The sequence below is a fragment of the Bdellovibrio sp. HAGR004 genome (assembly GCF_055397015.1).
This window is the reverse complement of sequence record NZ_AP029176.1, coordinates 3,421,485-3,446,811: the sequence shown is the minus strand read 5'-3', so window position 1 is coordinate 3,446,811 and position 25,327 is coordinate 3,421,485. Positions and strand designations below refer to the sequence as shown.

The window sequence follows — 25,327 nt, the reverse complement described above, 5'->3', positions numbered from 1 at the left end:
CAGTGGATCTTACTGGAAGTTCTGAACTTGCGCGATGTAGGGAAGGTTTCTGTAGTAACCCTGATAATCCAACCCGTAACCCACAACGAATTCGTTTTGGATTTTGAAGCCCACGTGGTCGATATCGCATTTCACTTTCAAAGCGTCCGGTTTTTCCAGCAAAGAAACTGTTGTCAGGCTTTTTGGTTTGCGGGACTGGATGGCATTTTTCAGGTAGTTCATGGTCAGGCCGGTGTCCACGATGTCTTCCACCAGAATCACGTGGCAGTTTTCAATCGGGCTGGCCAGATCCAAAGTCACTTTCACTTCGCCGGAAGAGGAAGTCCCGCCGTGGTAAGAAGCCACACCGAAGAATTCACAAGTGATGTCAGCGTCAATTGCGCGAACCAGGTCGGAATAGAACATGAAGGAACCCTTCAGGACACAAACCGCCACCACTTTTTCGTTTTTAAATTTTTTGGAAAGAGTCGCGCCCAGCTCTTTTACTTTTTGCTGGATTTGCTCCTCAGTGATGTAGGGTTTCAAGGAAAGATTCGTCATGGTGGTCCTTTCTCCAACTTTATACGAAGGAGTTGTTCATGATTTCGCCAAAGCCCCCGCCGCCTGGGACAATGTATTGTTTGTCGTTCAGGCCTCGTTCTTGATCCCAAAACTGTCCGGGAGTTGCCTCTAAAACTGCCTGAGGGGACAGTCCCCGGTCAAGTCTTAAGGCATAGATTACGACCTCCGGATGAGCAGCCAGTACATTCTTCAGATATTCCGGGGTCACGATCAGATTTAGGGCGATAAATTTACGGGCCGGGCCCTCGATATGGGTCTTGTAGTGTTCAATCGCGGTCACCATGGTGTTTCCAGTGGCACCCATCGGGTCCGGGAAGATCACATGGGCGTCTTTGACATCGCCGCCGATCTTCATGCCGCCAAACTCGGCCCCCGTCACAGCCTCTTTGCTGTTTGTCACGCGGGCAGCAAAGATATGGTCCTGACGAACATTCTGAGCAGGCAGGGCATAGTGCAGGAAGTTGTAACAGATATGGCTGGGATAAGTTCCCGCCCGGGCCAGATTCACGCTGACAGCCTTTTGTGTTGTCTGGACTCTGTTGCCGGAAAGCTTTTGTTCGGGATGGACCGCAGTCATGCGCGTGTCTTGCTTGAATTTTTCGATCTGGAATTCATTGTTGATCGTGATCGAAATCATGTGGGTGTAAAGAACTTCCACGATGCGGTTGATTTCGGGCTGGAAGGTTTCCGGGGAGCACAGGCGGGCCAGAAGACCATTCAAGAAAGGATTGTCGATAAGATGCACTTGCGGCCCATAGTGATGAGCCAGTTCCTGCTGAAATGTCATGATGTTGCCTTTGGTTTTTTAATTGCCTTTTTCAAAATCGACAAAGATCACAAATTCACTCTGACCAGCACGGAAGCGGGGCGAGCGCAGGATTTTGTAGATTTCAAAGTTCATCAGATCATCTTCGATAGGGCGGTCGATGCCGGAGCCTGGGGGCAGGACGCCGGACATAAAGAATCCTGTTTCACCGCCAATTTCAAAAATAGCGGGGAAGGATTTTCGTTGAAGTTCAAAAGATCCGTTCGGGGAAGGTTCCAGCCAGTTTCGTTGAATTTCCAGATTGCCACGCAGACTGTTGTTTTCAAGATCGCTGAGTTCGAAGAAAGTCGTCAGACCGATCTCCATGGATGGGTTCATGCGGTTTTTGGCGGCATAGGACCACTGCAGGGTGCGGCTGGTGCTCAGAGTTCGGTCTTCTTTGTGCAATATCTGAATGTCGGACTGATCCAGGACATTTTTTTTGAAGTCCGGCAGAATCCCGGCGGTGTATTCGTTAAAGTTCATAAACTGACCGGTGGATCTGCTGGCTGTAAAGATCGCATTCAAGCGGCTGCGCGGCACTTCGGCGTAATAAACAATCAGGTGAGCCCCGGTTCTGGCCACATTGCGCGGATTTTTGCTGTCGGTCTCGGGGGCTGGCGTCGGAGAGGTCCCCGGCGTTGGCGCCGCGGCCAGGGCAGAGGCCGGTGGAGGTTCCACCTTGTAGGCATCCACCACGCCATCAGCAGCTTCTGAGGATTGCGACGTGGAGTCGACATTGCTCTCGGCCACGGGAGCAGCTTCAGCAAGATCCGGAGTTCCATGGGTGGAGTTGATCTGCACAGAGGACTTCAGGTACTGCACCCGGCGCTCCAGATTTTGCTGGCCTTTTTGATACAAAGTGATTCCGACGCCGCCGGCGACGACAACGACCAATGAGAGCTGAATCAGCGGATTGCCAAAGAAGCGCTTCCAGAGGGGTGGTGTTGCGGGTTTGAAGCTCTCCATGTCAACGCCACACTGCGCACAGTATTTGTCTTCAGGTTGTTGAAAACCACAGCGGGGGCAGTTGATAAGCATGCAATCAGGGTAAGACAAAGCGACTTGACGCTCAATAGAATAATTCATACCTTGAAAATCCCACAGGAATTTCAAACTAGCGAAAGCGCGCGATCATGAAGAAGTATAAGCCCAAATCCGGTGAAAAAATTGAACGTCACGAAGAAGAGATCCCGCCCAAGGTCGAGCTTCCTTTTGAATTCTCTCCTGAACACTATCCTGTTTTGCTTCAGGAAGTGTTGGGGGCCTTCTATCCTCTAAGACACAAAAGTGAATTGAGTTACTTCGATGGGACCTTTGGGCGCGGTGGCCACTACATGGCGATGAAGTTTGCCTACCCCCAGATCAAAGCCACGGTCATGGACCAAGATCTGGCAGCTATTGCCTACGCGCAAACCCGCTTCCAGACTGAAGTCGAGAAGGGCCAGTTAAAGATAATCCACGGTAATTTCTCGCAGTTTTCAGAACACAATCTAAATAACTTTGATATGATGCTCTTAGATCTAGGTGTGAGTTCTCCGCAATTAGACCAGGGGGAACGAGGCTTTAGTTTTTATAACGATGGCCCCCTGGACATGCGAATGAACCAACAGCAGGGATTGACGGCTGAGGTGCTTATTAATACGGCTTCTGAGGATGAACTCATTCGAATCTTCAAAGAGTACGGCGAGGTCTATCGCCCTTCCAGAGTCGTACGTGCGATTGTTCACGATCGCAAAACCAAAGCATTTCAGACAACGAGCGCCCTGGCAGGCCTGATTGAGCGTGTGGATGGGTGGCAGGTAAAGGGTCATCATCCGGCGACCAAGTACTTCATGGCTTTGCGGCTGGCAGTGAATTCCGAGCTGGAGGTGGTGGCCGAGTCCTTGCCGAAAATGATCCGGGCGTTGAATCCGGGCGGTCGTTTGGCAGTGATTTCCTTCCACTCATTGGAAGATCGAATTGTTAAGAATATTTTCCGTGCCTCTGAGGATATGGGGCGCACGGTAACTAAAAAAGTAATTGTTCCCACTCAGGAAGAGTGTGACAGAAATTCTCGCTCGCGATCTGCGAAATTGAGAATCTTCGAGAGGAGTGCTCAGGATGAGCAAGGAAAACTTTAAACAGCTAAAACCGTTCTTCAGCATCCTACTTATCATTTCCACGCTGTTTTCCATCGTCTTCCTGCAAATGGAGGAACGTCGCATGGGTTACAGCGTTCTGAAGCTGACCCGCGAACACAAAAAAGTCTGGGAAGAAAAGCGCACCAAAGAAATTGCTCTGGCGAAAATCACTCGTCCGCAGTTGCTGGATTCCGTGGCGCAGCAGAAGTTTACACTAAAAAAAGTACAGGCAAATCAGATCATTCATCTTGGCGGTCCGTTGGCCAGCGACATGAATTCTGTATCTGAAAAAGGTATCGCAAAAAAGGATCTGTAGTTTGAAATCACGTATTGTTGTCATCTTCGTAGGGATTCTGGTTCTGTGGTCCGCGCTGGCGATGCGTGCGGCTTATCTGCAATTTTTGCCAAATGATCGTCTGAACTCTTTGCAGAACCGTCAGTTTCAAACCAAGGTTTCATTGCCGGCCCGTCGCGGGGCGATTGTCGACAGCAATGGCCGGGATCTGGCGATGTCGGCGGCGGCATATTCCTTGTACGCCGATCCGAAAATTCTGGAAAATCGCAAACAGGTGGCTAAGAAGTTAGCGAAAGTTCTGAACCAATCACCAGAATCCATTTACAGCAAAATCAAAGACGGCAGTCGTCGCTTTGTGTGGATTCAGCGCATGTTAGAGCAGGACAAAGCCGATGAAATCAAATCCTGGGACATTCGTGGTTTGTCCTTTGTTGAAGAATGGCGCCGGGTTTATCCGAATGAAACCCTGCTGGCTCAAACCTTGGGCTTCCTGGGCAGTGAAGGCCAGGGTCTTGAGGGGTTGGAGCTCAGTTATAATCAGGCTCTGACAGGAAATAAGAAAAAAGTGATGGTGAAGCGTGATGCCCGTGGCCGTCCCTTGATTAATGACGGTCTGATGTTCATTGAAAATCCAGAAGGAAGTGAACTGAAGCTGACCGTGGATTCTGATCTGCAGTATCGCCTTGAAAGTGAATTGGCCAATGCCGTTTCCACCTTTGAGGCCGACCATGCGGTGGGTGTGATTCTGGATGCCAAGACTTCTGCGGTCCTGGCGCTGGCGTCGGCTCCGACTTTTGATGTGAATAAAGCCGCCAAAGCCCCGGCAGAATATCGTCGCAATAAGATTGTCACTGACGCCTTTGAGCCAGGCTCTACGATGAAGGCCTTCGTGATTGCGGCGGCATTGCGCGATGGACTGATTCAGCCGAACAGCAAGTTCTACTGTGAAAAGGGAAGTTTCAAAGTGGGTGATCGTATCATCCGGGAAGCTGAAACCAGAGAAAAGTTTGAAGATCTGACGGTGTCAGAAATCCTGGCAGTGTCTTCCAACGTTGGTACAACCAAGATCGCCTTTAAAATGGGGCAGGAACGACTTCGTCAGGGCCTTTTGGATTTCGGCTTTGGCCAGCGTTTGGGTGTGGATCTTCCGGGCGAAGCACGCGGGATGGTGCAGGCTCTTCCCTGGAGACAGCATTTGCTTAGTAATATCTCTTTCGGTCACGGTATTTCCACCACACCTTTGCAGATCGCCAACGCGTTTGCGGCGATTGCCAACGGTGGTGTGTTGAACACGCCTTACATCGTTCAGTCCATGCGCGATGCTGAAACCGGGGAACTGGTGGAAACTCAGCCTAAACCCATCCGCCGAATTCTTTCTCCAGAGCAGGCCGCTCAGATGCGGGCCATGCTGGTGGGGGTTACGACGAAGGGTGGAACCGGTGGCAATGCCCGTGTTGATGGTTTCATGGTGGCGGGTAAAACTGGGACAGCTCAGAAGGTCAACCCGAATGGCCGAGGTTACTTGAAGGGTGTTTATGTATCCAGCTTTGGTGGATTTATTCCTGCGAATGATCCCAAATTTGTGATCTACATCGCTGTGGATTCTCCGCGTAAGTCCTATTATGGTTCGACAGTGGCGGCGCCGGTGTTCTCGCGAGTCGCCTCCTATGCGGTTCGCAAAGAGGGCATTGCCCCATTGCCGCTGGCCGAAGAATCGACCGTGAACCCCAAAACACGCAAGATCGCCGCGGAAAATCCAAAACCGGCCAAAAAAGTGACTGTGGCGCCGGCAATTATCACGGCAGCCGAGTTGGATAAAGTGACTGAGGTGGCCACCGGTGAAACAGTTCCCAATCTGCTGAACATGAGCACTCGCGAGGTTCTTCGTCGGGTCAGCGGGCAGGAGTTGAAGGTGAAATTTGTGGGGCAGGGACTGGTCAGTGATGTGCAGCCTGCTCCGGGATCACAGCTTCCGGAAAACAAGGAAATCACGGTGATCTTGAAATAAAAAAAAGGACTCGAAAGTGATCTGTACCCCAAATTTCGGACAGGAAAATAAAAGACCCTGTCCCATTTTTGGGGTATTTTCGTATAAAAAGGAAGCAGATCATGGGCTCACTGTCCGAAAGAGATCGCCGAGATCTTGAGAAGAATCCGAATGTTCTAAAGGTAACGCAGTCCAATGTTGCCTATACCCCCGAATTTAAGGTTAGGGCCTTAAGGCTTCGGGAAGAGGGACAAACTCCTAGTCAAATTTTTAAAGATGCTGGTATTAACCTATCCTTATTTGGTGTGGATTATGCCAAGAAGTGCCTTCAGCGTTGGGAAAAGATGTCTACCCAAGAAGGTGGATTAAAGAAAGACCGCCGAGGTTCTAAGTCTACAGGTCGACCCAAGGGAAAAAAGCTTAAATCAGCAGAAGATGAAATCGCTTATCTTCGCGCGGAGAACGACTTCCTAAAAAAGCTCCGCGCCTTGGAGGCAAAATACGCAAACAAGAAAAGTTCGCGTTGATTAGCAAGGCGGTCAATCATCGGCCTGATCTATGTCTCAGCAGGCTGTGCGCTCAGGCTCAAGTCAGTACCAGTGGCTATTACTACTGGTTTGCCCAAAGAGCATCTCCCCAGGTCATCACAACAGACGCGGAATGGGTGCAAATCATTTTTGCGTATAGAAGGGGTAAAGCCGGCGCTAGGACAATAAAGATGCTTTTGCAACGCCACTTCTGGATCAACATGAACCTGAAGAAAATTAGACGGTTAATGAAGAAGTACGGCCTTCAGGCGACTATCCGACGTAAGAATAAGTACAAGCAAGGCTGGGCATCAGGTGAGGAACACCGGGTAAGTCCGAACATCCTAAGCAGGCAATTTAATGTTGAAAAGAAAGACACAGTTTATTCAACAGACATTACCTACTTAGACTATGGCAAAGGAAACAGGGCTTATCTGTCAGCCGTAAAAGACTTGGCAGTGAAAGATATCGTCCACTATACGGTTTCTCCTGGAGCTGGACTACACGTTGCGATTCGAGGCCTGGAAGACCTATTCAGCCGAAAGCCAGAGAGTTTGATCATGCATTCGGACCAAGGGTGTCACTATACATCCAAGACGTATCGAGATCTTTTGTCTAAGTGGGGTGTCACCCAGTCCATGTCCAGAAAAGGCAACTGCCTGGACAATGCGCCTATAGAAAGTTTTTTTGGTCATTTAAAAGATGAAGTGGATCTTCAAAGTTGCCATACGTTTGAGGAATTGGTAGCAGAGATAGACCGTTATATTAACTACTACAATAACGAACGTCCCCAATGGGGCTTAAAAGGAAAAACCCCGGCAGAATGCCGAGGTTTCACTTAGAGGACCCTTTTATTTATCTGTCCACTTTTTGGGGTACAGATCAAAGAGTCCTTTTTTATTTTACCAAAGGCCCTCTGCCTTCAGTTGTTCAATAGTCAGATCTTTGGCGTAGCGGCTTCCGAATTCGCCATTTTCAACATCCACGGTGTCCGTGAAATTTGTGGCAAACACATATTGATGATCTTTGGTGGTGAGTGTCCCGACAAACCAGCCGATACGGCGTTTTAGTGTCGAGTCGGTATAGCCAGAGCCGGTTTTTCCACTGAATTTATTCCCTGTTGGCGTGGTTTCCAGGAGGATGATTTTTTTGGTCAGCTCTTGGGATTGTTTGCTGGCTGGAAGTTTGTCGTACAAAAGTTTTTTCAGGAAGTCGGTTTGCTGAAAGGCAGAAATTTTTAGGGAAAATCCTTTTTCTTCGTTAATAAACGAAGCCGGTGTCAGCCAGGCTGTTTTGATTCCACCGGAAAGATCCTGATTTCCATAGTCGAATTTGCGCAGATAGTTTTGCAGCTTCTCATAGCCCAATTTTCCGGTCAGAACCTGTGAATACCAAACCGTGGAATTTTTCATCCAGGACGCCGCCGTTTGATCCTGATTCCAGGCTTCGATGGAATGCTTTTGTCTATTCCACTTAAATTTGGTGGTTTCATTTTTTAATATTCCAGAATCAAAGCCCATCACCGCCAGAGGCACCTTGAAGGTGGAGCAGGCCGGAAGCTGGATGTTGCAGTTTTCTTCGTTCACGGACTTTTGAATCTGTCCTGTTTGTGCATCAATCAGCAAAAAACACACAGCTTTGCCGGGATACGGATCAACTTTGACCGGCGGTGCTGTGGCAGCGGGTTTGCCTACAGGGGCCGGAGATGAGCACCCTGCAGTCAATATGAACAGTGAAATTAGAAGATTTCTTTTCATGTCAACTCCTTGAGAGGTTTCAGCGTCTCATAATTCCATTTAAAGGTCTCGCATATTTCTGTCTGAAATTCGGAAGCGAAGGAAACTCCGGTGGATTTTCAAGGGTTTATGGCGGTGTTTGGATTTTGCTGAAAGGCTTGCGCAGCAGCAAAATTAACCATGCAATCTTGTTGCTATCAAAGGAGCTTTGCATGAAAGTGTCGTCTATGGAATTTGCCGTCAATCCGCAGGAAAATCAGCTCAAAAAATACTTCAATCTTCCCGGATTCCGACGTGGTCAGCAGGAGATTATTTCTGCCGTTCTCTCCGGTCGCGATGTTTTGGCGGTGCTGCCGACAGGGGGCGGAAAGTCCTTATGTTATCAGTATCCCGCCGTGGTCATGCAAAAACTGGTGATTGTGATTTCGCCACTGATCGCCCTTATGAAGGATCAGGTGGCTTCTTTGCGCCGTTATGGCATTCCTGCAGGGTGTCTGCACTCAGGGCAATCAGATGACGACAAGCGTGAGGTCTTCGCGGAGATCAACAAGGGCGGGGCCTTCGTGCTGTACTTGTCGCCAGAGCGCGCGCAGAAAGAGGGTTTTCACCGCTGGGTGCAGGCTCGTCAGGTGGGGCTGTTTGCGATAGACGAGGCTCACTGCGTGTCGCAGTGGGGGCATGATTTCCGTGGAGAGTATGCTCAACTGGGTATTTTAAAAAAGCTCTGTCCGGATGTTCCGGTGCTGGCACTGACGGCTTCGGCGACGCCGACTGTTTTGGATGATATTTCCAAACAATTGCAGCTTAAAAAGCCCGAACGCATGGTTCACGGATTCTATCGTTCCAATCTGTTTTATCAGGTCGAGCTATGCGAAGACGAAGAGGCGAAGATGGCCTTGTTGCTTCAGGGGATCAAGCAGACCCCCGAGGGGCGTATTATCGTTTACTGCGGTACGCGCAAGGTCACGGAAAGTATTGCGGCTTTCCTGCAAAAAAAGTTCGGTGCACAGGTGGGCTTCTATCATGCCGGGCTGACTTCAGAGCAGCGCAACTCGACTCAGGAGGCCTATGCCGAAGGTAAGTTGCGCATTCTGGTGGCGACGAATGCGTTTGGTATGGGGATCGACCAGCCGGATGTGCGTTTGGTCATTCACTTCCAGATACCGGCGAATATCGATGCCCTTTATCAGGAAATGGGGCGTGCCGGTCGTGATGGGCAGGAATCTACCTGTCTGACTTTGTATGCAAAGAAAGACAAGGGCTTGCAGTCGTATTTTATTCACAGTTCAGAGGCTCCGGATCATATCAAGGATGCGCGCTGGAGAAACCTGGACGCCTTGGTGAACTACTCTGAAGGTGGTGAATGTCGCCATGCTGAGATTCTGACTTATTACAAGGATTCCCAACGTATCGAACGTTGCGGGCACTGTGACAGTTGTGATGCCCGTTCCAGTCGGAAGGTTCAAAAAGTGATCACACCGCTGGAAAAGCTGGATATCGCTGTTGAAAAAATCAAAGCCGTTGCGAAACCGAAAAAAGCCAAGGGCGGGGCCCAGGATATTGTTTTGGACGAAATGCAGGAGCAGCGTCTGGCACAGCTAAAGCGCTGGAGAAAAGAAAAAGCCAAAGAGCTGGATGCTCCGGCCTTTGTGGTCTTCAGTGACCAGACCCTAAGGCATCTGGCACAGAAAAATCCGCGCAATCTGGATGAGATGAGAAACATCTATGGTATCGGAGACGCCAAGCTGGAAAAGTTTGGCTGGGATGTCCTGGCAGAGCTGGGTCAGCACAGATAGATCCTGTGGTTTCAATTAGCAGTACTTGATAACCGGGGCTGGTGAATCCCCCGGGGCTCGCCGATGATAGGGTATGAGCACTTCTTTTCAGCGGGAACAACTGGTAGAAAAACTAAAAACAGCATTGAACTCTTTAGTCGAAGCGGACGCCGCCTGGCTGGGGGGCTCGCGTGCAACAGGCAGCGAGGATGTCTATTCAGACACCGATATGGTCGTCGTATCATTGCATCCAGAGCGGATCTTTCAGGCGGTGGAAGACACGTTGCAGAGCCATTATGGTCTTGAGCGCATCTGGCCTGTCACAGGGCCTGCCATGTGGAAAGGTTTTGTTCAGAAGTTCTATATTCTGTCAGGGACACCGGACTTCTACTATGTGGATTTCGGTATCTTTGTGACGGATCAGGCGCAGGATTTGGCAGAGTTCTTTAATCAGGATCGGCATGGCAAGGCTGATATTCTGTGGGATAAGTCCGGCATCCTGCAAAGAGCCTCCGCCCTGACCACCTTTGAGAAAGCAACGCCACTTGGTCCACTTCAGCAGGCCCATTTTGAAGTTCTGTACAGGACTTTTTTGAAGGAATCCCTGCGCGGCAAATACATCGACACATACTTGTTTTATCAACGCCTGGTGGGGATGTTTGTTCAGTTACTGCGTTTGCGTCACAGTCCTCAGAAACATGATTTTGGTTTGCGCTATCTTTATAAAGATCTGCCGTTATCGGACTCACAGCGGATCGAGGCTATTTTAAAAGCCAGTGCGGATATTTCCAGTATGCAGAAGTGTGCCGCGGAAATGAGAAAGGAGTACCTGCGATGAAAATTCTGATTATGGGTGGAACCCGCTATTTCGGCCGCCGTCTTGTTCATAAGCTGCTTGAGAAAAACCATGAGGTCACCGTGCTTTCGCGTGGGAATGTGCCGGATGATTTTGGCTCACGGGTGCAGCGTTTGAAAGCTCATCGCGGGGATGAGGCGGCGATGTCGGCCGTGTTGGCGGGACACACTTTTGATGTTGTGGTGGATCAGGTCTGCATGACTGCTCACGATGCAGAGTTGTCGGTGAAACTGTTCGCTGGAAAAATTTCTTATTACCTTATGACCTCAACCATGTCGGTTTATGATTTTGCCGCCAATCTGCCGGAATCGGCCTTTGATGCCAGATCTTATCGGCCTCGCAAGGCGACAAATCCGGCTGAACAATACGCCGAAGGAAAGCGCGCGGCAGAGCATGTTTTTACGACTCAGACGGCCTTCCCGGTAGCTTGTGCGCGCTTCCCGGTTGTTGTGGGGGAAGATGACTATACCGAACGCCTCCTGGGGCAGGTGCGGGCGGTGAAAAATGGAGAGGCGATCTACTATCCTAATTTGGATGCTGAGTTTTCTTTTATCACCTCCGAGGATGCGGCCAGAGCTTTGTTGTGGTTGCTGGAAAATAGAAAGACCGGCCCCTACAATTTTGCGTCGGCTGATGCCTTTTCACTCAGGGACTTGATTCATAAAATTGAAGTTGTCACCGGAACATCGGCCAGACTCTTATCGCAGGAAAGTGGGGGCGTCGGCTCACCCTTCGGCATCCCATCAAGCTGGTACATGAATGTGGACAAGGCGTCACGGGAAGGGTTTACGGCCTCTTTGCATCAGCAATGGTTGGTGCCTTTGCTGCAGACTTATTTTTCAAAGCTGTAGCTTTTCGCGCAAACGGAAGATTTGCGGATAGAAGGCTTCCAAAGTATCAATCGATCTTTGCATCTCAGGGGCATAACATTCGTCGTACTTCATGTAAGCCTCCGAGCAATTTAGAAGATTCCATTGATAAGCCAGGGATTCTGCCAGACTCAGGCGATAGTGCTCTTTCTGATCTGACGGCGACGAGGACGCCAGTGCTTCCGTGATCCGCAAGGAGCTGAACTTCTGTAGCAGCTCGGTGTTGAGCTTCATTGTCAGTTCGGACTTGTTCTGTAGGGTCTGCAGTGTCCCGATAAATATCAGGAATTCTTTCAGGCGACGAAGGCTGTCGTCCTCTTCAAATTCGTTTTGCCGCGCTAATACCTGTGCCGGATCCTGGCAGCGGTAAGCCTTGGCCTGGGCGGTTTCTTTGTTGTCAATCTGACTGAAAAAGATGGATTTTTTCGCCGCGTGCAAAAGATATTTTCCCGGTGCGGGGTCGCCAAAAACTTCCTGATGTTTGCTGCCATACAGGCTGTTTTTTTCCAGGATGTTCTTCGCGCTTACGGCCACAGCGGTGTGAATCAAATGTCCATCTTCGCTGTAAGTCAACAGTGTCAAGGGTTCGAGTTTGTTTAAACTTAAAGGGACTTCCTGACAGTGGTATTTCAGATGGTATTTGATTTCCGCGCTGGAAGCGTAAAGTGGTGTGTCGGTGTAGCCCAACGCACGCAGGGAGGTGTTGAAGCAATTGGGCCCGTCTTGATAAGAGCTCGTCTTTGCCATTGCTGAGGCCCTCTCCACAACGCTGAAAGCATGACCTGTTGAGGTCCAAGCGAAAGTCAGAATAAGGCAGGCTAAAAGGCGTTCGAGCATAGTGGCTTTCAACAGCAAGCCCGGTGCCACGATCCCTGAGGTCCTATTGATTCTGGCCCCCCAGGGTGTCAAAGTCTTCGACAGAGCGGTTACGGCAAGGTCACCGAGTTGAGATAGTCGCCGATTTTCATCAGAACCGGCATCGGGATCTCATGGCCTCCGCGGAAGCCCACCAAGGAACCTTTCATGCCGTTTTGGTTCAAAAGAGTCTCAAGTTTCTGTGCCTGCTTAAAGCCCAGAACGGCATCGTATTCGCCGTGGCTTTGGAAGAATCTTTGGCCCGCACGCTGGGGAACGTACTTCTTCCATTCATCCTGATGCACCAAAGTGCCAGACATGATCACAAGTCCCGCCGGGGTTTCCGGGGCGCGCAGATAAAGCTCTGTTGCCAGCATGGCTCCTTGACTGAAGCCACCCAGAACGATTTTGTTCCATGGAACTTTCAGCTGTTTAATCATTTCCATGGCCATGTCATAAGCCTTGGACATTCCTTTGGGAGTGTCATTGCTGAAGTCGCGATGCTCACCGCGCTCTTGTGCGCGCTGAATCTCCATCATGTCAATCGACCACCAGGCGCGCCCCGTCCAAGCCGGGCCAATCGGGACTTCCAAGATTCCATTTGGGAAAAGCCAGTTGAAGGGTTTCTTGGTGGAAATGATTTCTCCCAGCGAAAACAGGTCGTTGGCGTCAGCGCCATAGCCGTGGAAACAGATGACCCAGGGCGCATCGTCGTCGCGATTTATTTCTTGGCAATGTATTTTTCCGAGTTGTCTCATATCTGAGTCCTAAGTTACTCTTAGTGCGTGAAACTGCAACATCTCTTTTCCATTCTTCCGGGAATTCCTGAAAACGCATTTGCTCATATCGAAGTGACAGGGGTTTTCAATGACGCTCGTCTGGTGACGCCGGGCTCGGTCTTTGTTGCCATTCGTGGCAGCAAGTTAGACGGTCACAGTTTTTTGCCGGATGCGGTTGCCAAAGGCGCTGCTGCTCTTGTCGTGGAGGACCGCAGTCAGGTTCCGGCGGAATTTGCAGGCGTCGTCCTGCAGGTTGCCAACTCACGCGAAGTCCTGGATATTTTGGCCAGTCGGTTTTATTGGGACCCGGGGCAAGAGTTATTCTGTGTCGGCGTGACCGGGACCAATGGAAAAACGTCAGTGACTTACATGACCGAAGCCATTTTGAATCATGGCAAAATTCCCACTGGAGTGATCGGGACTGTGAATCATCATTTGGGTGAAAAAGTCTGGCCGTCAGAGATGACCACGCCGGATCCGATGTTCCTGCAGCGCCGCTTGCGCGAGTTCCGGGCCGAAGGGGCCTTGGCAGTGGCGATGGAAGTTTCCTCTCATGCCTTGGATCAAAAGCGCGTGGACAGTGTTCCCTTTAATACGGTGATTTTCACCAATCTGACCCGCGATCATTTGGATTATCACCAGACGATGGAAAGTTATCTTGAGGCCAAACAGCGTCTGTTCACGGATCTTCTGTGGAAGACTCACAAGCGTCCTTGTTTTGCCATCATCAACACAGCCGACAAGTATGGCCGTCGTTTGCGCGTGGCCGACCCTGCGGTGCTTTGGACCTATGGTGCCAAGGACTCGGACATTCGCTATGAAATTATCAAAATGGACTTTGCGCTGACTCACTTTAAAGTCTGGACTCCGATGGGGGAAAGCGAAGTGAAGCTGCCTATGTCAGGTGTTCACAATGTGATGAATGCGCTGGCGGCGCTGGGCGCGGGGTTGTCGGCCGGTCTGCCCTTGAGTGTCTGTGTCGAAGCTTTAAATTCCTTCACGGGTGTGCCGGGTCGATTGCAGTCAGTGCCGAACAATAAGGACCTTTCAGTCTTTGTCGATTATGCCCATTCTCCGGACGCCTTGGAAAATGTTCTGACTTCGTTGAACAAGGTTCGCGAAAGTCTGCAGTCAGAAGCCCGCATCTGGACCATCTTTGGTTGTGGTGGGGATCGAGACAAAGGCAAGCGTCCGTTGATGGCGCAAATGGCATTGAAGTATTCAGACGAAGTTGTCATCACCTCGGACAACCCGCGCACGGAAAATCCGGAGACCATCATTCAGGATATTCTGGCCGGGGTCGCAGGCGGTGAAAAAAATAAAACCACAACGATTGTGGATCGCAAAGAGGCGATTCATGAAACTTTGAAGAAAGCTCGCCGCGGGGATGTGATTCTGATCGCAGGCAAAGGGCATGAGGACTATCAGATTATTGGGACTCAGAAATTCCCGTTCAGCGATGTGAAAGTGGCCGAAGAGGCCTTGCAAGGAAGGTAGTGCGATGAGAGCAATGGATCTGCAAACAATTGTCAAAGTCACAGGTGCCAAAGTTCTAAGTCAAAAGGATACGCAGTTTTCCGGCATCGGCACCGACACTCGCATGAACCTGCAAGGTCAGCTGTTCATCGCTTTAAAAGGCGAGGCCTTTGATGCCCACAGCTTTGTGGATAAAGCGGTGGAGCAGGGGGCTGCGGCACTTTTGGTGCATAATGAAAGTCCCCTGGTGGCTTCTTTAAAAAGCAAAGTCACGATTCTTCTGGTGCCCGATACGCTGAAGGCCTTGCAGCAGCTGGGGAATTGGGCTCGTCATGAGTCCTCAGCACGCATTGTGGGGATCACTGGCTCTAACGGGAAAACCACGACCAAGGAATTTACGGCCGCTCTGGTCGGCTCAGTGATGGACGTTCACTACAACAAAGGCAGCTTCAACAATCATTGGGGGGTGCCTTTCACACTGTTGCAGCTTCATCCCAAAAAAGATGTCGCCATCGTGGAAATGGGGATGAATCACGCCGGTGAGCTGACCGAACTTGTGCACATTGCAGAACCTGACGTCGTTGTCTGTACAATGGTGGGGCGTGCGCACATGGAGTTCTTCGGAACAATCGAAAAGATTGCCGAAGCCAAAGAGGAAATCTATGAGGCGGCCGGTGACAAGACCATTCGTATCTACAATCTGGACAATGCGCAGACCCACAACATGTACGTCAAAGCGCGCGAGAAGTTCCCGAAGGCCCGGATTTTGACGTTCTCTTCTGAAGATCCTCGTGCGGATGTGCATCTGATGATCTCTTCGATGAACATGAACGAGATTTCAGTCAAGGGAAGCATTGGGGGCGTTGAAAACACCTCGCGCATTCAAGTTTTCGGTGCGCAGAACCTGACCAATCTGATGGCAGCAGCTTCCATTGGTCTGGCGGTCGGATTGACTCCGGAACAGGTGTGGGCGGGACTTCCTGCTTGTAAAACGAACTGGGGTCGCAATCAGTTGGTGCATTTAAAATCCGGCGCGCAAATGATCTTTGATGCCTATAACGCCAACCCTGACAGCATGAAGGCTTTGATCGACAATATGAAGTTGTTGTCCGTGCAAGGGCGCAAAGTGGGGGTCTTCGGTCAAATGCGCGAACTGGGACCGGCGTCAGCTGCATTGCATGAAGAGTTGGGCGCTTGGGTGGGGAAAGCCGGTTTTGATAAGGTCTATTTTATCGGCGAGGATGCGGAAGCCTTTTCCAAAGGCCTGTCCAGTGCTGGGTATAAGAATCCGTCGTGGGTTGAAAAAGACTACCAGGAAAGTGCGGGTCAGGATCTGGCAAAGTTCCTGAAAAAAGACGACATTGCCGTCGTAAAAGCCTCGCGTGGAACCAAGTTGGAACGTTTTGTGTTTCCTTGTGAACCTTTGGACTTCGCAGAAAAGCAATAATCCAAAGGTTCCCGCTTCTTTTTTAGACGCCTGTTTGGCCGACCAGATAGGCGGTTCTTTGCAGAAGGGGATTTACGAACAAATCCCCCAGAACCCAAGGGGCGTCCGAAGATTCATCTTTTTTTAGAATTTGATCCAATAAAACCAGCATGTCCTCTGAAGTCACGATGCCGACGACTTCTTCTTCTTTAGTGATCAGAAATGCAGAAACTTTTTCTTCGATCATGGCATCGACCACACTTTTCATTGGCGCTTCAATAGGGAAAGTCTTAATCGGAGAAGTCATCAATTGAGACACCGGAGTGTCGGGGTTGGGAGAACGCAGAAGATCGCGCTCTGAAAGCATACCGATGATATAGTCCTCATCTGTATCCATCACGGGCAAATGGCGAATCCAATAGTTGTTCATCAGACGAAGAGCTTCGGCTGCCGGGGCATCCTTGTTCACAGTGATCAGCTTTCTTGTCATATGGTCTTTCAGCGCAATTTTCACAACGACCTCCTTAGATGTACTCAGTCTAGCACTTCCTGGGGTTAAGAACATGACCTGTGTCATCTATCAGAGATTATATAAAACCAAGTGAAATCATATACTTAACAAGTTTTCCTTGATTTTAGGCTGGCGAATGTGCTAAATCCTTTAAGTTCCTGAAATATTTTAATTTTTAGGTCGCAACAGGGGATCTTCACAACATGCTTTATCAATGGCTTTATTCAATGGCAGATGAGTTCTCGCCGCTGAATGTTTTCAGATATATCACCGTCAGAACTTTCATCGCCTTCTTCACGGCATTTTTGCTTTGCTGGATGTGGGGACCACACTTTATCAAACGTCTTCAGTTGAAGCACTTTGGTCAGGCGATCCGCGATGATGGTCCTCAGACCCACAAGAAGAAAGCCGGCACTCCAACCATGGGTGGTGGATTGATTCTGCTTTCCACTTTGATCCCATGTCTTCTATGGGTCGATATGATGAACCCCTTGGTGTGGGGCGTTTTGATCGTCACATGGGGCTTTGGTTTGATCGGTTACATGGATGACTGGCTCAAGGTCAGCAAAAAGAACTCCAAGGGTCTGTCTGGAAAAATCCGTCTTGCCGGAGAATTTTTGATCAGTGGTCTGGTGGTGGCAGCGCTGGTGCACTTCCACGGTATGAGCACGGCTGTGACAATTCCTTTTATTAAGTCCGTGTCGATTGATCTGGGTTACTTCTATGTCGTGTTTGCATCTTTGGTGATTGTGGGAACCGCGAACGCGGTCAACCTGACGGATGGTTTGGATGGACTGGCGATTGTGCCGGTGATGATCTCGGCTGCGACCCTGGGGTTGTTCGCCTATGTGACGGGCCACTTCTCTATTGCGAATTATCTGCAGATTCCTCACGTGATGGGTGCCGGGGAGCTGACTCCTGTGGCGGCCACGATCGTGGCGGCAGGTATGGGCTTTTTGTGGTTCAATGCCTATCCGGCGCAGGTGTTCATGGGGGATGTGGGTTCACTTTCCTTGGGTGGATTCCTGGGCACAATGGCTGTCATTACTCAAAATGAACTTCTTATGCTTGTCTTGGGCGGGGTGTTCGTGGTGGAAGCCTTGTCTGTGATCACTCAGGTGATTTCCTTTAAAATGACCGGGAAAAGGGTTTTCAAAATGGCTCCGATTCATCACCACTTTGAGCTGGGTGGTTTGACGGAAACCAAGATCATCGTTCGTTTCTGGATCATTTCTATTTTGTTAGCGGTTTTAAGTTTGGCCACTCTGAAGTTGAGGTAAGAAAATGTATAAAGAGTATAGTGATTTAAAAGATAAGCGCATTTTGGTTGTGGGCTTGGGGAAAACAGGTGTTTCCTTGGCGCATTTCCTGACCAAACATGGCGCGCAAGTGACTGTGACGGATCATAAATCCAAGCCTGAATTGTCTGCACAGTTGGAACAACTGGGTGATTTGCCAATCAAGTTTGAATTGGGCGGGCACAGTCCCAAGACTTTCATTGCACAGGATCTGGTGATTCTTTCCCCAGGTGTCCCAAGCAACCTGAAAATCTTTGAATACGCGCGTTCTCAAGGAATTAAGATCACCGGTGAGTTTGAATTCTCTGCTGGCTTCATCAAAGAACCGATCATCGGTATCACAGGAACTAACGGTAAAACCACAGTGGCAAAAATCACTGAGGCGATCCTGACAGAGTCCGGTGTTAAGACATGGGTGGGCGGTGCCAATGAGAAGCCGTTGGTGGACTACCTGCGCCTGGAGGACCGAGCTCAGGTTGTTATTGCAGAGGTTTCCAGTTTCATGCTTGAACACTGTGACACCTTCAATCCGGGCAATATCGTTTTCACGAATCTGGCGGAAAATCATTTGGATCGTTATCGCTCCATGGAAGAATACGTTAATGCAAAACGCCGTATCTTCAAAAACACCAACCAGGCAACAACCAGCATCCTGAATGCTGATGACAATGCCGTGGTTGAACTGGCACGTGACCCGGCGGTTCAGCGCGGTCGTATTTTCTACTTCTCCCGTAAACCGGCTTTGGAGCCGCAAATCATGAACATCGGTGGTGCCGTGAATATCGGCGATGAAATCCGTGTTCGCACAGGTCCTGAGATTGAAAGCTTCAGCATCAAAGGCATGAAAATGCGCGGGAAACATTCCGTGGAAAACATCATGGCGGCGATTCTGGCGTCCCGCGAACACGGGGCGACTCGTGAGGCGGTTCAGAAAGTTATCAATACTTTCACGGGTCTTCCACACCGCATCGAATATGTGCGTAAGGTGGGCGGAGTGATGTTCTACAATGACTCCAAGGCTACGAACGTGCATGCGGTTTTGCGTGCCCTGGACACTTTTGATGAAAACGTGATCCTGATCGCGGGTGGTAAGGATACAAATCTGAACTACGAGCCATTGCGCACATCCGTAAAACGCAAGGTGAAAACCTTGATCTTGGTCGGGGAAGCCAAAGAACGTATTAATCGCGACCTTGGTGACTTCTCGGAAACCTTCCTGATCGGTACATTTGAGGAGGCGGTTTTGATCGCTTACCAAAAGTCGAGAATTGGCGATGTGGTTCTGCTGTCTCCGGGCTGTTCGAGCTTTGACATGTTTGACAGTTTTGAAGAACGCGGCGATTATTTCAAAGAAATCGTGAGAAAGTTTCACTGATAAAAACAAGCAAAGGGCCTCGAGGATGAGGCCCTTTGAGTATGTACACATGAATTTGCCAGGAGGGCTTTGTGTCTCGTCATTTTCTATTTTTAATTCCCGCTTCCGCTTTAATTCTTTCCGGCTGTGCTTCCGGAACATTCAAAGCTCGCCAGCAAGAGCGTGAACGACTGGCTGCTTCTTCCGGTATGTACTGCGAATTTGTCAGTGGGGATCTTTTCCCGGATCTGGATGTGGAACTAAGCATGTCTATGGCCAAGCGCTGTGACTCCAGCAGAAACTTCACTGTGACTAATTACAAAAACTCTTCCGACCATTCCGGTGTCATCTACTGCTGTGCTACGGCCAACCGCTCCGAAAGAAGAGCGGCCGCGCCCAAGAAGTCCGCACCGGCCACTCCAGCTAAGTCGGAAACAGCAGATTCCGACGCTGAAGTTGTCTCTGAATAATCGGGTCCAGCTTTTTTACCAGTCATAGACGATAAAATGGATTCCTGATTAAACTAAAGGTCGGGAGTCCATTTTTATGTTGAGATATCTGTCCAGCAGCCTGTTTCTTGCCATCATCACTCTTTTGGGAATAGGTCTTGTTCAAGTTTATTCATCCAGCTTTATCTTCGCGATCGAATCCTACGGGGACGGTCTTTTCTTCTTCAAGCGACAACTGATATTTGCGGTTCTTGCAATGGGTATTCTGATCGGGACTATCCACATTCCTTTCCGCTACATTGAAAAATACGGCTGGGCCTTGTGGCTGGCAGCAACTCTGGGAGTGTTGGCGACCTTTGTTCCGGGCCTGGGGGTTCGAGTGGGTGGAGCGATTCGCTGGATCCAGTTGCCATTCGGTGTGCGTTTTGAGCCGGGTGAACTTTTGAAGATCGCGTTCAGTGTCTGGTTTGCCAGTTTGTTGTGTCGTCAGGAAAACTTCCTGGGTCGGGTGAAGTGGCATTGGCTTATTCTTGCCATGATCGCCCCGTTGGGTCTTTTGCTGAAGCAGCCTGACTTTGGAACTTTCGCCATTATTTTGATGGTGGGTGTGACTTTGTTGTTCGCTTTCGGTCTGCAGTGGAAGTACATCGCCGCAGCGGTGGCGGTTTTGATCCCTGCCTTCTACTTCCTGGTGATGTCAGTTCCTTATCGTCGAGCGCGTGTGCTGGCCTTCCTGGATCCGTGGGCGGACCCGGCGCAAAAAGGCTTTCAGGTGATTCAAAGTATGCTGAGCTTTCACTCCGGTGGTTTGACCGGGGCGGGATTGGGTCAGGGGCAGGGGAAATTGTTCTTCCTTCCTGAAGCTCACACCGACTTCACACTGGCTGTGCTGGGTGAGGAAATGGGCTTTGTCGGATTTGTCTTGATTCTGGCTTTGTACGGATTTGTGGTTTTCCGTGGAATGCAGATTGCGGTCAAAGCTGAGGAGCCATTCAAAAGAGCTTTGGCTTTGGGATTGTCAGTGACATTTGGGTTGAGTGTCTTTATCAATGCAGGTGTTGTGATGGGCTTGCTTCCGACCAAAGGTTTGACCTTGCCGTTCCTAAGTTACGGCGGTAGTTCTTTGGTGTCCTTGTGCTTTATGTTTGGTCTGATTCTGAACATAGAGAACTCATTTGAAGAGGATAAGTTTTCCCGTCGCTTCGGTTCTCGTTGGACGACATCAAAGGTGAATAATAAATGACTTCTAAGAAAACCATCGTGATCGCCGGGGGAGGAACTGGCGGACACATTTATCCGGGGATTGCGATTGCCCGGGCGTTGCAGAAACTGGATCCTGAACTGGAAATCCATTTCGTGGGGACCAGCCAGGGCCTGGAGGGGAAGATTGTCCCCCGCGAAGGCTTTCCACTGCACTTCATTGAATCCGGAAAATTAAACGTAAAAAGCCCTCTGCAAAGAATCAAAACCTTGCTCAAGATCCCTGTGGGGTTGTGGCAATCCGTTCGTTTGCTGGGGCAACTGAAACCCCTTTATGTGATCGGGGTGGGTGGCTATGCTTCAGGTCCCTTTGTGCTGGCTGCCAGTATTATTGGTTTCAACACGGCGATTTGGGAGCCTAATGCGATGCCGGGGATGGCCAACCGGCTTTTATCCCGCTTCGTGGACAAGTGTTTCGTGGTTTTTGCTGAAGCCAAGAAATATTTGAAGAACAGTCAGATCATACAAGCCGGTATGCCGGTGCGTGCGGAAATCGAAAGTGCCGTACATCAAAGTACTCAGAACGAAAAGTTCCACCTGCTGGCTTTTGGTGGCAGTCAGGGGTCACGAGTTCTGAATAACTGTCTCAGTGATGCTGTGATGGCGGGAGGAGCCTGGGTTCAGGATCTTTCTGTGGTTCATCAGGTCGGGTCAGCCGATATCAAAGCCATCACTGAGAAATATCAAAAGGGGGCGCCTTGTGAGGTGCAGCCGTTTGAGTTCATTTACGATATGGCCAAGTACTATCAGTGGGCCGATATTATCGTCTGTCGGGGTGGGGCTAGCTCCATCGCGGAGGCCGCGGCCTTCGGGATTATTCCGATCATCATTCCACTGCCCGCTGCGGACAATCATCAGCAGAAGAATGCTGAAAGTTTGGTCGAGAGAAACGCAGGCCGCATGATTCTGCAGAAAGATTTAACCCCGGAAAGGTTGATTTCAGAAGTCCAATCTTTGCGCGGTGATAAAGCTTTGCGTGATCAGATGGTTCAGAATATAAAGAGTTTCTATATCCCTCAATCTGCGACGGTGATCGCAAAGGAAATTCTGCAATGAAACTACAGCACGCTAAATTTCATTTCGTCGGTATCGGTGGTATCGGTATGTGCGGTCTTGCGGAGCTTCTGCATAACATCGGCGCGAAAGTTTCTGGCAGTGATATGGCCGAAAATGCCAACACGGAGCGACTGAAAGAACTGGGAGTCAAAGTTTTCAAAGGTCACGCGGCCTCCAATGTGGGGGATGCGGATGTGGTTGTGTATTCCAGTGCGATTCAGTACGGCAACCCGGAAATCTCAGAGGCCCGCGCTCGTCAGATTCCGCTGATTCCCCGCGCGGAGGCGTTGGCCGAAATCATGCGACTGAAGCGTGGTATTGCAGTCGCAGGAACGCACGGCAAGACGACGACAACTTCCATGACATCCGCGATTTTCCTGGAGGCGAACTTAAGTCCGACGATCGTGATCGGCGGACGTTTTGAGCTGATCAAGTCCACAGCGATGCTGGGCTCGGGCGAATGGCTGGTGGCGGAAGCCGATGAGTCCGATGGAAGCTTCCATAAGTTGTCCCCGGAAATCGCCATCATCACCAATATTGATTCCGACCATCTGGAGCACTTCAAAACTTTTGAAAATGTGCAGAAATCCTTCCACGACTTTGCTTTGAAAGTTCCTTTTTATGGCAAAGTGATTGTGTGCGGGGATGATCCGTTGGTTCGTCAGATCTTCGAAAATTTCCCGAAGCGTATTTTGTTCTATGGTTTTGATGAAAAGAACGATCTGGTTGTGTCCGGTGAACAAGGTCACTATGCCGTTCATCGCAACGACCGCTTGCTGGGGACGAAACATCTGGTGGGCGAATTCAACCTGAAGGTGCCGGGACGTCACAATGCCCTGAATGCAGTGGCGGCGATCTGTGCAGGGGTGGCTGCGGGGATTCCGTTTGCAACTTGTGCCAAAGGTCTTCAGCGCTATGAAGGCGTGGATCGCCGATTCCACTTCAAGGGCGAGAAAAAAGGCATCAAGATCTACGACGACTACGGACACCATCCCACAGAAGTGCGTGCCGTGTTGCAGGCCTTCCGTGAGAAGTATCCGCAGCAGCGACTGGTGGTTTTCTTCCAGCCGCATCGTTATTCACGCACGCAGCACTGCTGGCATGATTTCACCACGGCATTCATGGAAGCTGACGAAGTTCTTCTGACGGATATCTATCCGGCGGGTGAAGCCCCGATTCCTGGTGTGACCAGTGAAAAGCTGGCGCAGGAAATGAAGCATGAACATGCTCACTATTTTGTGCGCGATGAAAAGGCGACGCAGAAGATTCTGGGCATGTTGAAAGAGGGCGACGTCTTTGTCACCCTCGGTGCCGGAGATGGTTGGAAGCTGGGACTGGATGTCCTGAATCACCTGTAAGAATTTTATTTAAGACGGTTCATACAATTCCAATTGGCTTTAAAGCGGTTGCCTTGAATTTTCATCGAGGACGCCAGGGCCAGGCACTCGGAACGGCTCAGCTGATTTTGCTGGGACAATTTGGACCAGCAGTACCAGCGCACGTCATCAGAGTTTTCCGGATCAGCAATATGTTCCGCTGAAGCCAGGCAGGCCCCCAGATGGATGTCTGTTTCAAAGCGGGTTAAACAGCTCCAGGCAATGCCGGTCACACTTTGAGTTTCAAACTGACCTGCAAATTCATGGCACTTTACCGGTGAATCAACGGATATCTCATGGCTATTGTAACAGCTCCAGCGGGCACCGTCCCGATCCGAGCTGGTGCTGCCCCTGGCTGCATTTTTCAGGCAAGCCTGAACATCAGCGCTGAGCCACTCCGTGGGACTGTTCAGTCCTGTGCTGTACTTCAGTTCAAAACGGTCCCGGCGAGGCCATTGGGCAGAGGCCTTAAGTAGCTCGCGATAGTCTTGAGAGTGAAAGTGCCCCTTCAAGGCACGCAAAGACTCTCGACGCATGGATGGGTCGGCACTGTACATCATTTCTTTTAGCAGTCCCTCAACGCCGGCATCGTATCCGCCGAAGCACTGACTCAGGCGGGGAATAAACTGAAAGGCGTCCGGGGAGGCGCGAAGCCACGAGGCTTTGAGTTCAATCTCTTTAAGCTGATCTTTCATCGCGCAGAACTGATCTGTGATGATGAAGTTCAGTCCCTCGCCAAGGCGCCGGCGGATCATTTGTTCCTGCAGATCGAATTTCACGACCTCTGGCAGCAGTCCCAACTGGTGTTGCAGATCAACGATTTGCATCTTCATCTTTAGCGGCAGTGAACGGGCAGTGCTGATTTCGGCAAAGAAGGATTCAAAGTTCCGGGCGACCTCGGGGGATTTTTCCAGGGTCTCTTTCAGCAGCTTCATAAAGACAGGATTTTCGGTCGCCTCTAAAAGGGGCTCATAATACTTCTTCAGGTGCAGTTTTTGGGACAGAAAGGCAATCGCATCCTGATTATGGTTCGGGCTGCTGGAAAAGGCATTGCAAGTCAGGGTTTTATAGCTTTGATCCAGTTCTTTGCGCGGCTCCACGATGCGGTAACTGCTTCCGGCAAAAAGTTTATTCAGGCGGGTGGTGTCCGGGCCTTTGCTGAAGAACGTTTCCGCGCTGGTTCCGCGCAGGGCCTGGCGCAGCAGGGGACCTGCCACCTTTCCCAGGGGGCCTGTGCTGGAAAACCCATGCAAGCGCTCTGCATGAGGGAAAGCTGACGCAAAGATCTGGCTGATACTCATGCCGAAATCAGAATAGCGAGAAAAGGCCACGCGTTCGGCTAAATCCCGGGGAAAGCCATTCTTAATCAAAACTTCCACGTATTCTTCGATGGATCTTTTGTCGCGGGTTTTGGTGGCCAGGGTGTTGCATCCCATCAGGAAGACATCTTTGGGTTTCTTTAAAATTCCCGGGCAGGAGTTTGAGCAGCTCAAGCGTTCAAGTTCTTTCAAATCTAAAGTGGTGCTGACGCCTTCACCAAAGAACACACCGCCAAAGTGACCGGAAACCAGCAGCACGTCACACTCGATCCCGGCGTTGCAGGCATTCTGCAGCCAATAAGGGTTTTTGTTCTGGCTTGGAACCAGCTCGATGACTTCGACTTTTTCCGATGCATAAAGGTCTTGCAGAACCTGCTTTTCGTCGGCTGAATTCAGGGTCATGGTGCAGATTCTTTTTGTTTCAGCCTGACTGGCCAGAGCCAAAAAAGTGAACAGGATATTTGTGAGCGCAAGACACATTCGTTTCATGCCCTGTGAAGGTGCAAGAGTCCGTCCACTTCATAGGAAAACCAGGGGCTTACGATCGTCCAATCGGTGAGCAAGTGACGAAGAGGGGCCGGCACGCAGGACAAAAAAACGCGTCTCAGATTGAGACGCGTTGAAATCACGGAGT

The 25,327-nt window shown here is 50.2% G+C and carries 24 protein-coding genes; 16 read left to right on the top strand and 8 right to left on the bottom strand.

Annotated features, from left to right (window positions below; translation table 11 throughout):
• Nucleotides 1-9 precede the first annotated feature (9 nt).
• The 3 genes from hpt to ACZ5ZV_RS17060 are packed head-to-tail and all read right to left on the bottom strand — an operon-like array spanning nucleotide 10 to nucleotide 2,455.
• Nucleotides 10-540 (bottom strand): hypoxanthine phosphoribosyltransferase, encoded by a 531-nt coding sequence (gene hpt / locus ACZ5ZV_RS17070; protein ID WP_464118392.1) that lies wholly within the window; start codon nucleotides 538-540, stop codon nucleotides 10-12.
• A gap of 19 nt (nucleotides 541-559) precedes the next feature.
• Nucleotides 560-1,348, bottom strand: a complete 789-nt coding sequence (locus ACZ5ZV_RS17065) for a uracil phosphoribosyltransferase (protein WP_464118391.1) — start codon at nucleotides 1,346-1,348, stop codon at nucleotides 560-562.
• 18 nt (nucleotides 1,349-1,366) lie between these two features.
• On the bottom strand, nucleotides 1,367-2,455 hold the full coding sequence (locus ACZ5ZV_RS17060) for a hypothetical protein (protein WP_464118390.1): 1,089 nt from the start codon (nucleotides 2,453-2,455) through the stop codon (nucleotides 1,367-1,369).
• A gap of 47 nt (nucleotides 2,456-2,502) precedes the next feature.
• Between ACZ5ZV_RS17060 and rsmH the strand changes: the two genes are divergently transcribed.
• From rsmH to ACZ5ZV_RS17035, 5 genes are all read left to right on the top strand, one after another.
• A complete protein-coding gene (rsmH, locus tag ACZ5ZV_RS17055; protein ID WP_464118388.1) occupies nucleotides 2,503-3,489 on the top strand; it encodes a 16S rRNA (cytosine(1402)-N(4))-methyltransferase RsmH in 987 nt (328 codons plus the stop codon).
• Nucleotides 3,470-3,805: a histidine kinase gene (locus tag ACZ5ZV_RS17050; RefSeq protein WP_464118386.1), complete on the top strand. Its 336-nt coding sequence runs from the start codon at nucleotides 3,470-3,472 to the stop codon at nucleotides 3,803-3,805. The genes rsmH and ACZ5ZV_RS17050 overlap by 20 nt, the downstream gene beginning before the upstream one ends.
• A gap of 1 nt (nucleotide 3,806) precedes the next feature.
• The gene (locus tag ACZ5ZV_RS17045) at nucleotides 3,807-5,792 is read left to right on the top strand and encodes a penicillin-binding transpeptidase domain-containing protein (RefSeq protein WP_464118384.1); all 1,986 of its coding nucleotides are present in this window, start codon (nucleotides 3,807-3,809) and stop codon (nucleotides 5,790-5,792) included.
• 101 nt (nucleotides 5,793-5,893) lie between these two features.
• Nucleotides 5,894-6,298, top strand: coding sequence for a transposase (locus ACZ5ZV_RS17040; RefSeq protein ID WP_464117089.1), 405 nt, complete (start codon nucleotides 5,894-5,896; stop codon nucleotides 6,296-6,298).
• On the top strand, nucleotides 6,295-7,140 hold the full coding sequence (locus ACZ5ZV_RS17035) for an IS3 family transposase (RefSeq protein ID WP_464117088.1): 846 nt from the start codon (nucleotides 6,295-6,297) through the stop codon (nucleotides 7,138-7,140). The genes ACZ5ZV_RS17040 and ACZ5ZV_RS17035 overlap by 4 nt, the downstream gene beginning before the upstream one ends.
• Nucleotides 7,141-7,200: 60 nt before the next feature.
• Here the strand turns inward: ACZ5ZV_RS17035 and ACZ5ZV_RS17030 are convergent, their stop codons facing one another.
• The gene (locus ACZ5ZV_RS17030) at nucleotides 7,201-8,055 is read right to left on the bottom strand and encodes a penicillin-binding transpeptidase domain-containing protein (RefSeq protein WP_464118383.1); all 855 of its coding nucleotides are present in this window, start codon (nucleotides 8,053-8,055) and stop codon (nucleotides 7,201-7,203) included.
• Between the two features lie 191 nt (nucleotides 8,056-8,246).
• On the opposite strand from ACZ5ZV_RS17030, the gene ACZ5ZV_RS17025 reads away from it, so the two are divergent.
• The 3 genes from ACZ5ZV_RS17025 (at nucleotide 8,247) to ACZ5ZV_RS17015 (ending at nucleotide 11,516) form a co-directional block, all read left to right on the top strand.
• Entirely contained in the window at nucleotides 8,247-9,830 is a 1,584-nt protein-coding gene (locus ACZ5ZV_RS17025; RefSeq protein WP_464118381.1) for a RecQ family ATP-dependent DNA helicase, read from the top strand.
• Between the two features lie 73 nt (nucleotides 9,831-9,903).
• A complete protein-coding gene (locus ACZ5ZV_RS17020; protein ID WP_464118380.1) occupies nucleotides 9,904-10,647 on the top strand; it encodes a hypothetical protein in 744 nt (247 codons plus the stop codon).
• Entirely contained in the window at nucleotides 10,644-11,516 is an 873-nt protein-coding gene (locus tag ACZ5ZV_RS17015; RefSeq protein WP_464118379.1) for an NAD-dependent epimerase/dehydratase family protein, read from the top strand. The genes ACZ5ZV_RS17020 and ACZ5ZV_RS17015 overlap by 4 nt, the downstream gene beginning before the upstream one ends.
• Here ACZ5ZV_RS17015 and ACZ5ZV_RS17010 read toward each other — a convergent pair.
• Together ACZ5ZV_RS17010 and ACZ5ZV_RS17005 are read right to left on the bottom strand one after the other, a co-directional pair.
• Nucleotides 11,505-12,281, bottom strand: coding sequence for a hypothetical protein (locus ACZ5ZV_RS17010; protein ID WP_464118378.1), 777 nt, complete (start codon nucleotides 12,279-12,281; stop codon nucleotides 11,505-11,507). The genes ACZ5ZV_RS17015 and ACZ5ZV_RS17010 overlap by 12 nt on opposite strands.
• 179 nt (nucleotides 12,282-12,460) lie before the next feature.
• Nucleotides 12,461-13,147: an alpha/beta hydrolase gene (locus ACZ5ZV_RS17005; RefSeq protein ID WP_464118377.1), complete on the bottom strand. Its 687-nt coding sequence runs from the start codon at nucleotides 13,145-13,147 to the stop codon at nucleotides 12,461-12,463.
• A gap of 27 nt (nucleotides 13,148-13,174) precedes the next feature.
• Here ACZ5ZV_RS17005 and ACZ5ZV_RS17000 point away from each other — a divergent pair, with 27 nt between their 5' ends.
• Both ACZ5ZV_RS17000 and ACZ5ZV_RS16995 read left to right on the top strand, forming a co-directional pair.
• Nucleotides 13,175-14,665: a UDP-N-acetylmuramoyl-L-alanyl-D-glutamate--2,6-diaminopimelate ligase gene (locus tag ACZ5ZV_RS17000; RefSeq protein WP_464118376.1), complete on the top strand. Its 1,491-nt coding sequence runs from the start codon at nucleotides 13,175-13,177 to the stop codon at nucleotides 14,663-14,665.
• Nucleotides 14,666-14,669: 4 nt separating this feature from the next.
• Complete coding sequence (locus ACZ5ZV_RS16995; RefSeq protein WP_464118375.1) at nucleotides 14,670-16,091, top strand: UDP-N-acetylmuramoyl-tripeptide--D-alanyl-D-alanine ligase; 1,422 nt, start codon at nucleotides 14,670-14,672, stop codon at nucleotides 16,089-16,091.
• Nucleotides 16,092-16,113: 22 nt separating this feature from the next.
• Here ACZ5ZV_RS16995 and ACZ5ZV_RS16990 read toward each other — a convergent pair whose 3' ends face one another.
• Nucleotides 16,114-16,584, bottom strand: coding sequence for a CBS domain-containing protein (locus ACZ5ZV_RS16990; protein WP_464118374.1), 471 nt, complete (start codon nucleotides 16,582-16,584; stop codon nucleotides 16,114-16,116).
• A 200-nt stretch (nucleotides 16,585-16,784) separates the two neighbouring features.
• Here ACZ5ZV_RS16990 and mraY point away from each other — a divergent pair, with 200 nt between their 5' ends.
• The 6 genes from mraY to murC all read left to right on the top strand — a co-directional run bounded on the left by mraY (nucleotide 16,785) and on the right by murC (nucleotide 23,356).
• Nucleotides 16,785-17,861: a phospho-N-acetylmuramoyl-pentapeptide-transferase gene (mraY, locus tag ACZ5ZV_RS16985; protein WP_464118373.1), complete on the top strand. Its 1,077-nt coding sequence runs from the start codon at nucleotides 16,785-16,787 to the stop codon at nucleotides 17,859-17,861.
• Nucleotides 17,862-17,865: 4 nt separating this feature from the next.
• Complete coding sequence (murD, locus tag ACZ5ZV_RS16980; RefSeq protein ID WP_464118372.1) at nucleotides 17,866-19,254, top strand: UDP-N-acetylmuramoyl-L-alanine--D-glutamate ligase; 1,389 nt, start codon at nucleotides 17,866-17,868, stop codon at nucleotides 19,252-19,254.
• A 71-nt stretch (nucleotides 19,255-19,325) separates the two neighbouring features.
• Nucleotides 19,326-19,703 carry a hypothetical protein gene (locus ACZ5ZV_RS16975; protein ID WP_464118370.1) on the top strand — a complete coding sequence of 126 codons (378 nt, stop codon included), beginning with the start codon at nucleotides 19,326-19,328 and terminating at the stop codon, nucleotides 19,701-19,703.
• Between the two features lie 76 nt (nucleotides 19,704-19,779).
• On the top strand, nucleotides 19,780-20,925 hold the full coding sequence (gene ftsW, locus ACZ5ZV_RS16970; protein WP_464118368.1) for a putative lipid II flippase FtsW: 1,146 nt from the start codon (nucleotides 19,780-19,782) through the stop codon (nucleotides 20,923-20,925).
• On the top strand, nucleotides 20,922-21,998 hold the full coding sequence (gene murG, locus ACZ5ZV_RS16965) for an undecaprenyldiphospho-muramoylpentapeptide beta-N-acetylglucosaminyltransferase (RefSeq protein WP_464118366.1): 1,077 nt from the start codon (nucleotides 20,922-20,924) through the stop codon (nucleotides 21,996-21,998). Before ftsW ends, murG begins: the two co-directional genes overlap by 4 nt.
• Nucleotides 21,995-23,356 carry a UDP-N-acetylmuramate--L-alanine ligase gene (gene murC / locus ACZ5ZV_RS16960; RefSeq protein ID WP_464118364.1) on the top strand — a complete coding sequence of 454 codons (1,362 nt, stop codon included), beginning with the start codon at nucleotides 21,995-21,997 and terminating at the stop codon, nucleotides 23,354-23,356. The genes murG and murC overlap by 4 nt, the downstream gene beginning before the upstream one ends.
• A gap of 5 nt (nucleotides 23,357-23,361) precedes the next feature.
• Here the strand turns inward: murC and ACZ5ZV_RS16955 are convergent, their stop codons facing one another.
• On the bottom strand, nucleotides 23,362-25,182 hold the full coding sequence (locus ACZ5ZV_RS16955) for a hypothetical protein (protein ID WP_464118363.1): 1,821 nt from the start codon (nucleotides 25,180-25,182) through the stop codon (nucleotides 23,362-23,364).
• Nucleotides 25,183-25,327 lie beyond the last annotated feature (145 nt).

Bases quoted from the DNA above. Each gene is read 5' to 3' on its own strand.
- ACZ5ZV_RS17065 (WP_464118391.1), bottom strand. From the start codon at position 1,348: ATGACATTTCAGCAGGAACTGGCTCATCACTATGGGCCGCAAGTGCAT.
- ACZ5ZV_RS17050 (WP_464118386.1), top strand. From the start codon at position 3,470: ATGAGCAAGGAAAACTTTAAACAGCTAAAACCGTTCTTCAGCATCCTA.
- ACZ5ZV_RS17020 (WP_464118380.1), top strand. From the start codon at position 9,904: ATGAGCACTTCTTTTCAGCGGGAACAACTGGTAGAAAAACTAAAAACA.
- rsmH (WP_464118388.1), top strand. From the start codon at position 2,503: ATGAAGAAGTATAAGCCCAAATCCGGTGAAAAAATTGAACGTCACGAA.
- murD (WP_464118372.1), top strand. From the start codon at position 17,866: ATGTATAAAGAGTATAGTGATTTAAAAGATAAGCGCATTTTGGTTGTG.
- murG (WP_464118366.1), top strand. From the start codon at position 20,922: ATGACTTCTAAGAAAACCATCGTGATCGCCGGGGGAGGAACTGGCGGA.
- ftsW (WP_464118368.1), top strand. From the start codon at position 19,780: ATGTTGAGATATCTGTCCAGCAGCCTGTTTCTTGCCATCATCACTCTT.
- murC (WP_464118364.1), top strand. From the start codon at position 21,995: ATGAAACTACAGCACGCTAAATTTCATTTCGTCGGTATCGGTGGTATC.
- hpt (WP_464118392.1), bottom strand. From the start codon at position 540: ATGACGAATCTTTCCTTGAAACCCTACATCACTGAGGAGCAAATCCAG.
- ACZ5ZV_RS17015 (WP_464118379.1), top strand. From the start codon at position 10,644: ATGAAAATTCTGATTATGGGTGGAACCCGCTATTTCGGCCGCCGTCTT.
- ACZ5ZV_RS17060 (WP_464118390.1), bottom strand. From the start codon at position 2,455: ATGAATTATTCTATTGAGCGTCAAGTCGCTTTGTCTTACCCTGATTGC.
- ACZ5ZV_RS16955 (WP_464118363.1), bottom strand. From the start codon at position 25,182: ATGAAACGAATGTGTCTTGCGCTCACAAATATCCTGTTCACTTTTTTG.
- ACZ5ZV_RS17025 (WP_464118381.1), top strand. From the start codon at position 8,247: ATGAAAGTGTCGTCTATGGAATTTGCCGTCAATCCGCAGGAAAATCAG.
- ACZ5ZV_RS17030 (WP_464118383.1), bottom strand. From the start codon at position 8,055: ATGAAAAGAAATCTTCTAATTTCACTGTTCATATTGACTGCAGGGTGC.
- ACZ5ZV_RS16995 (WP_464118375.1), top strand. From the start codon at position 14,670: ATGAGAGCAATGGATCTGCAAACAATTGTCAAAGTCACAGGTGCCAAA.
- ACZ5ZV_RS17040 (WP_464117089.1), top strand. From the start codon at position 5,894: ATGGGCTCACTGTCCGAAAGAGATCGCCGAGATCTTGAGAAGAATCCG.
- ACZ5ZV_RS17010 (WP_464118378.1), bottom strand. From the start codon at position 12,281: ATGGCAAAGACGAGCTCTTATCAAGACGGGCCCAATTGCTTCAACACC.
- ACZ5ZV_RS17005 (WP_464118377.1), bottom strand. From the start codon at position 13,147: ATGAGACAACTCGGAAAAATACATTGCCAAGAAATAAATCGCGACGAC.
- mraY (WP_464118373.1), top strand. From the start codon at position 16,785: ATGCTTTATCAATGGCTTTATTCAATGGCAGATGAGTTCTCGCCGCTG.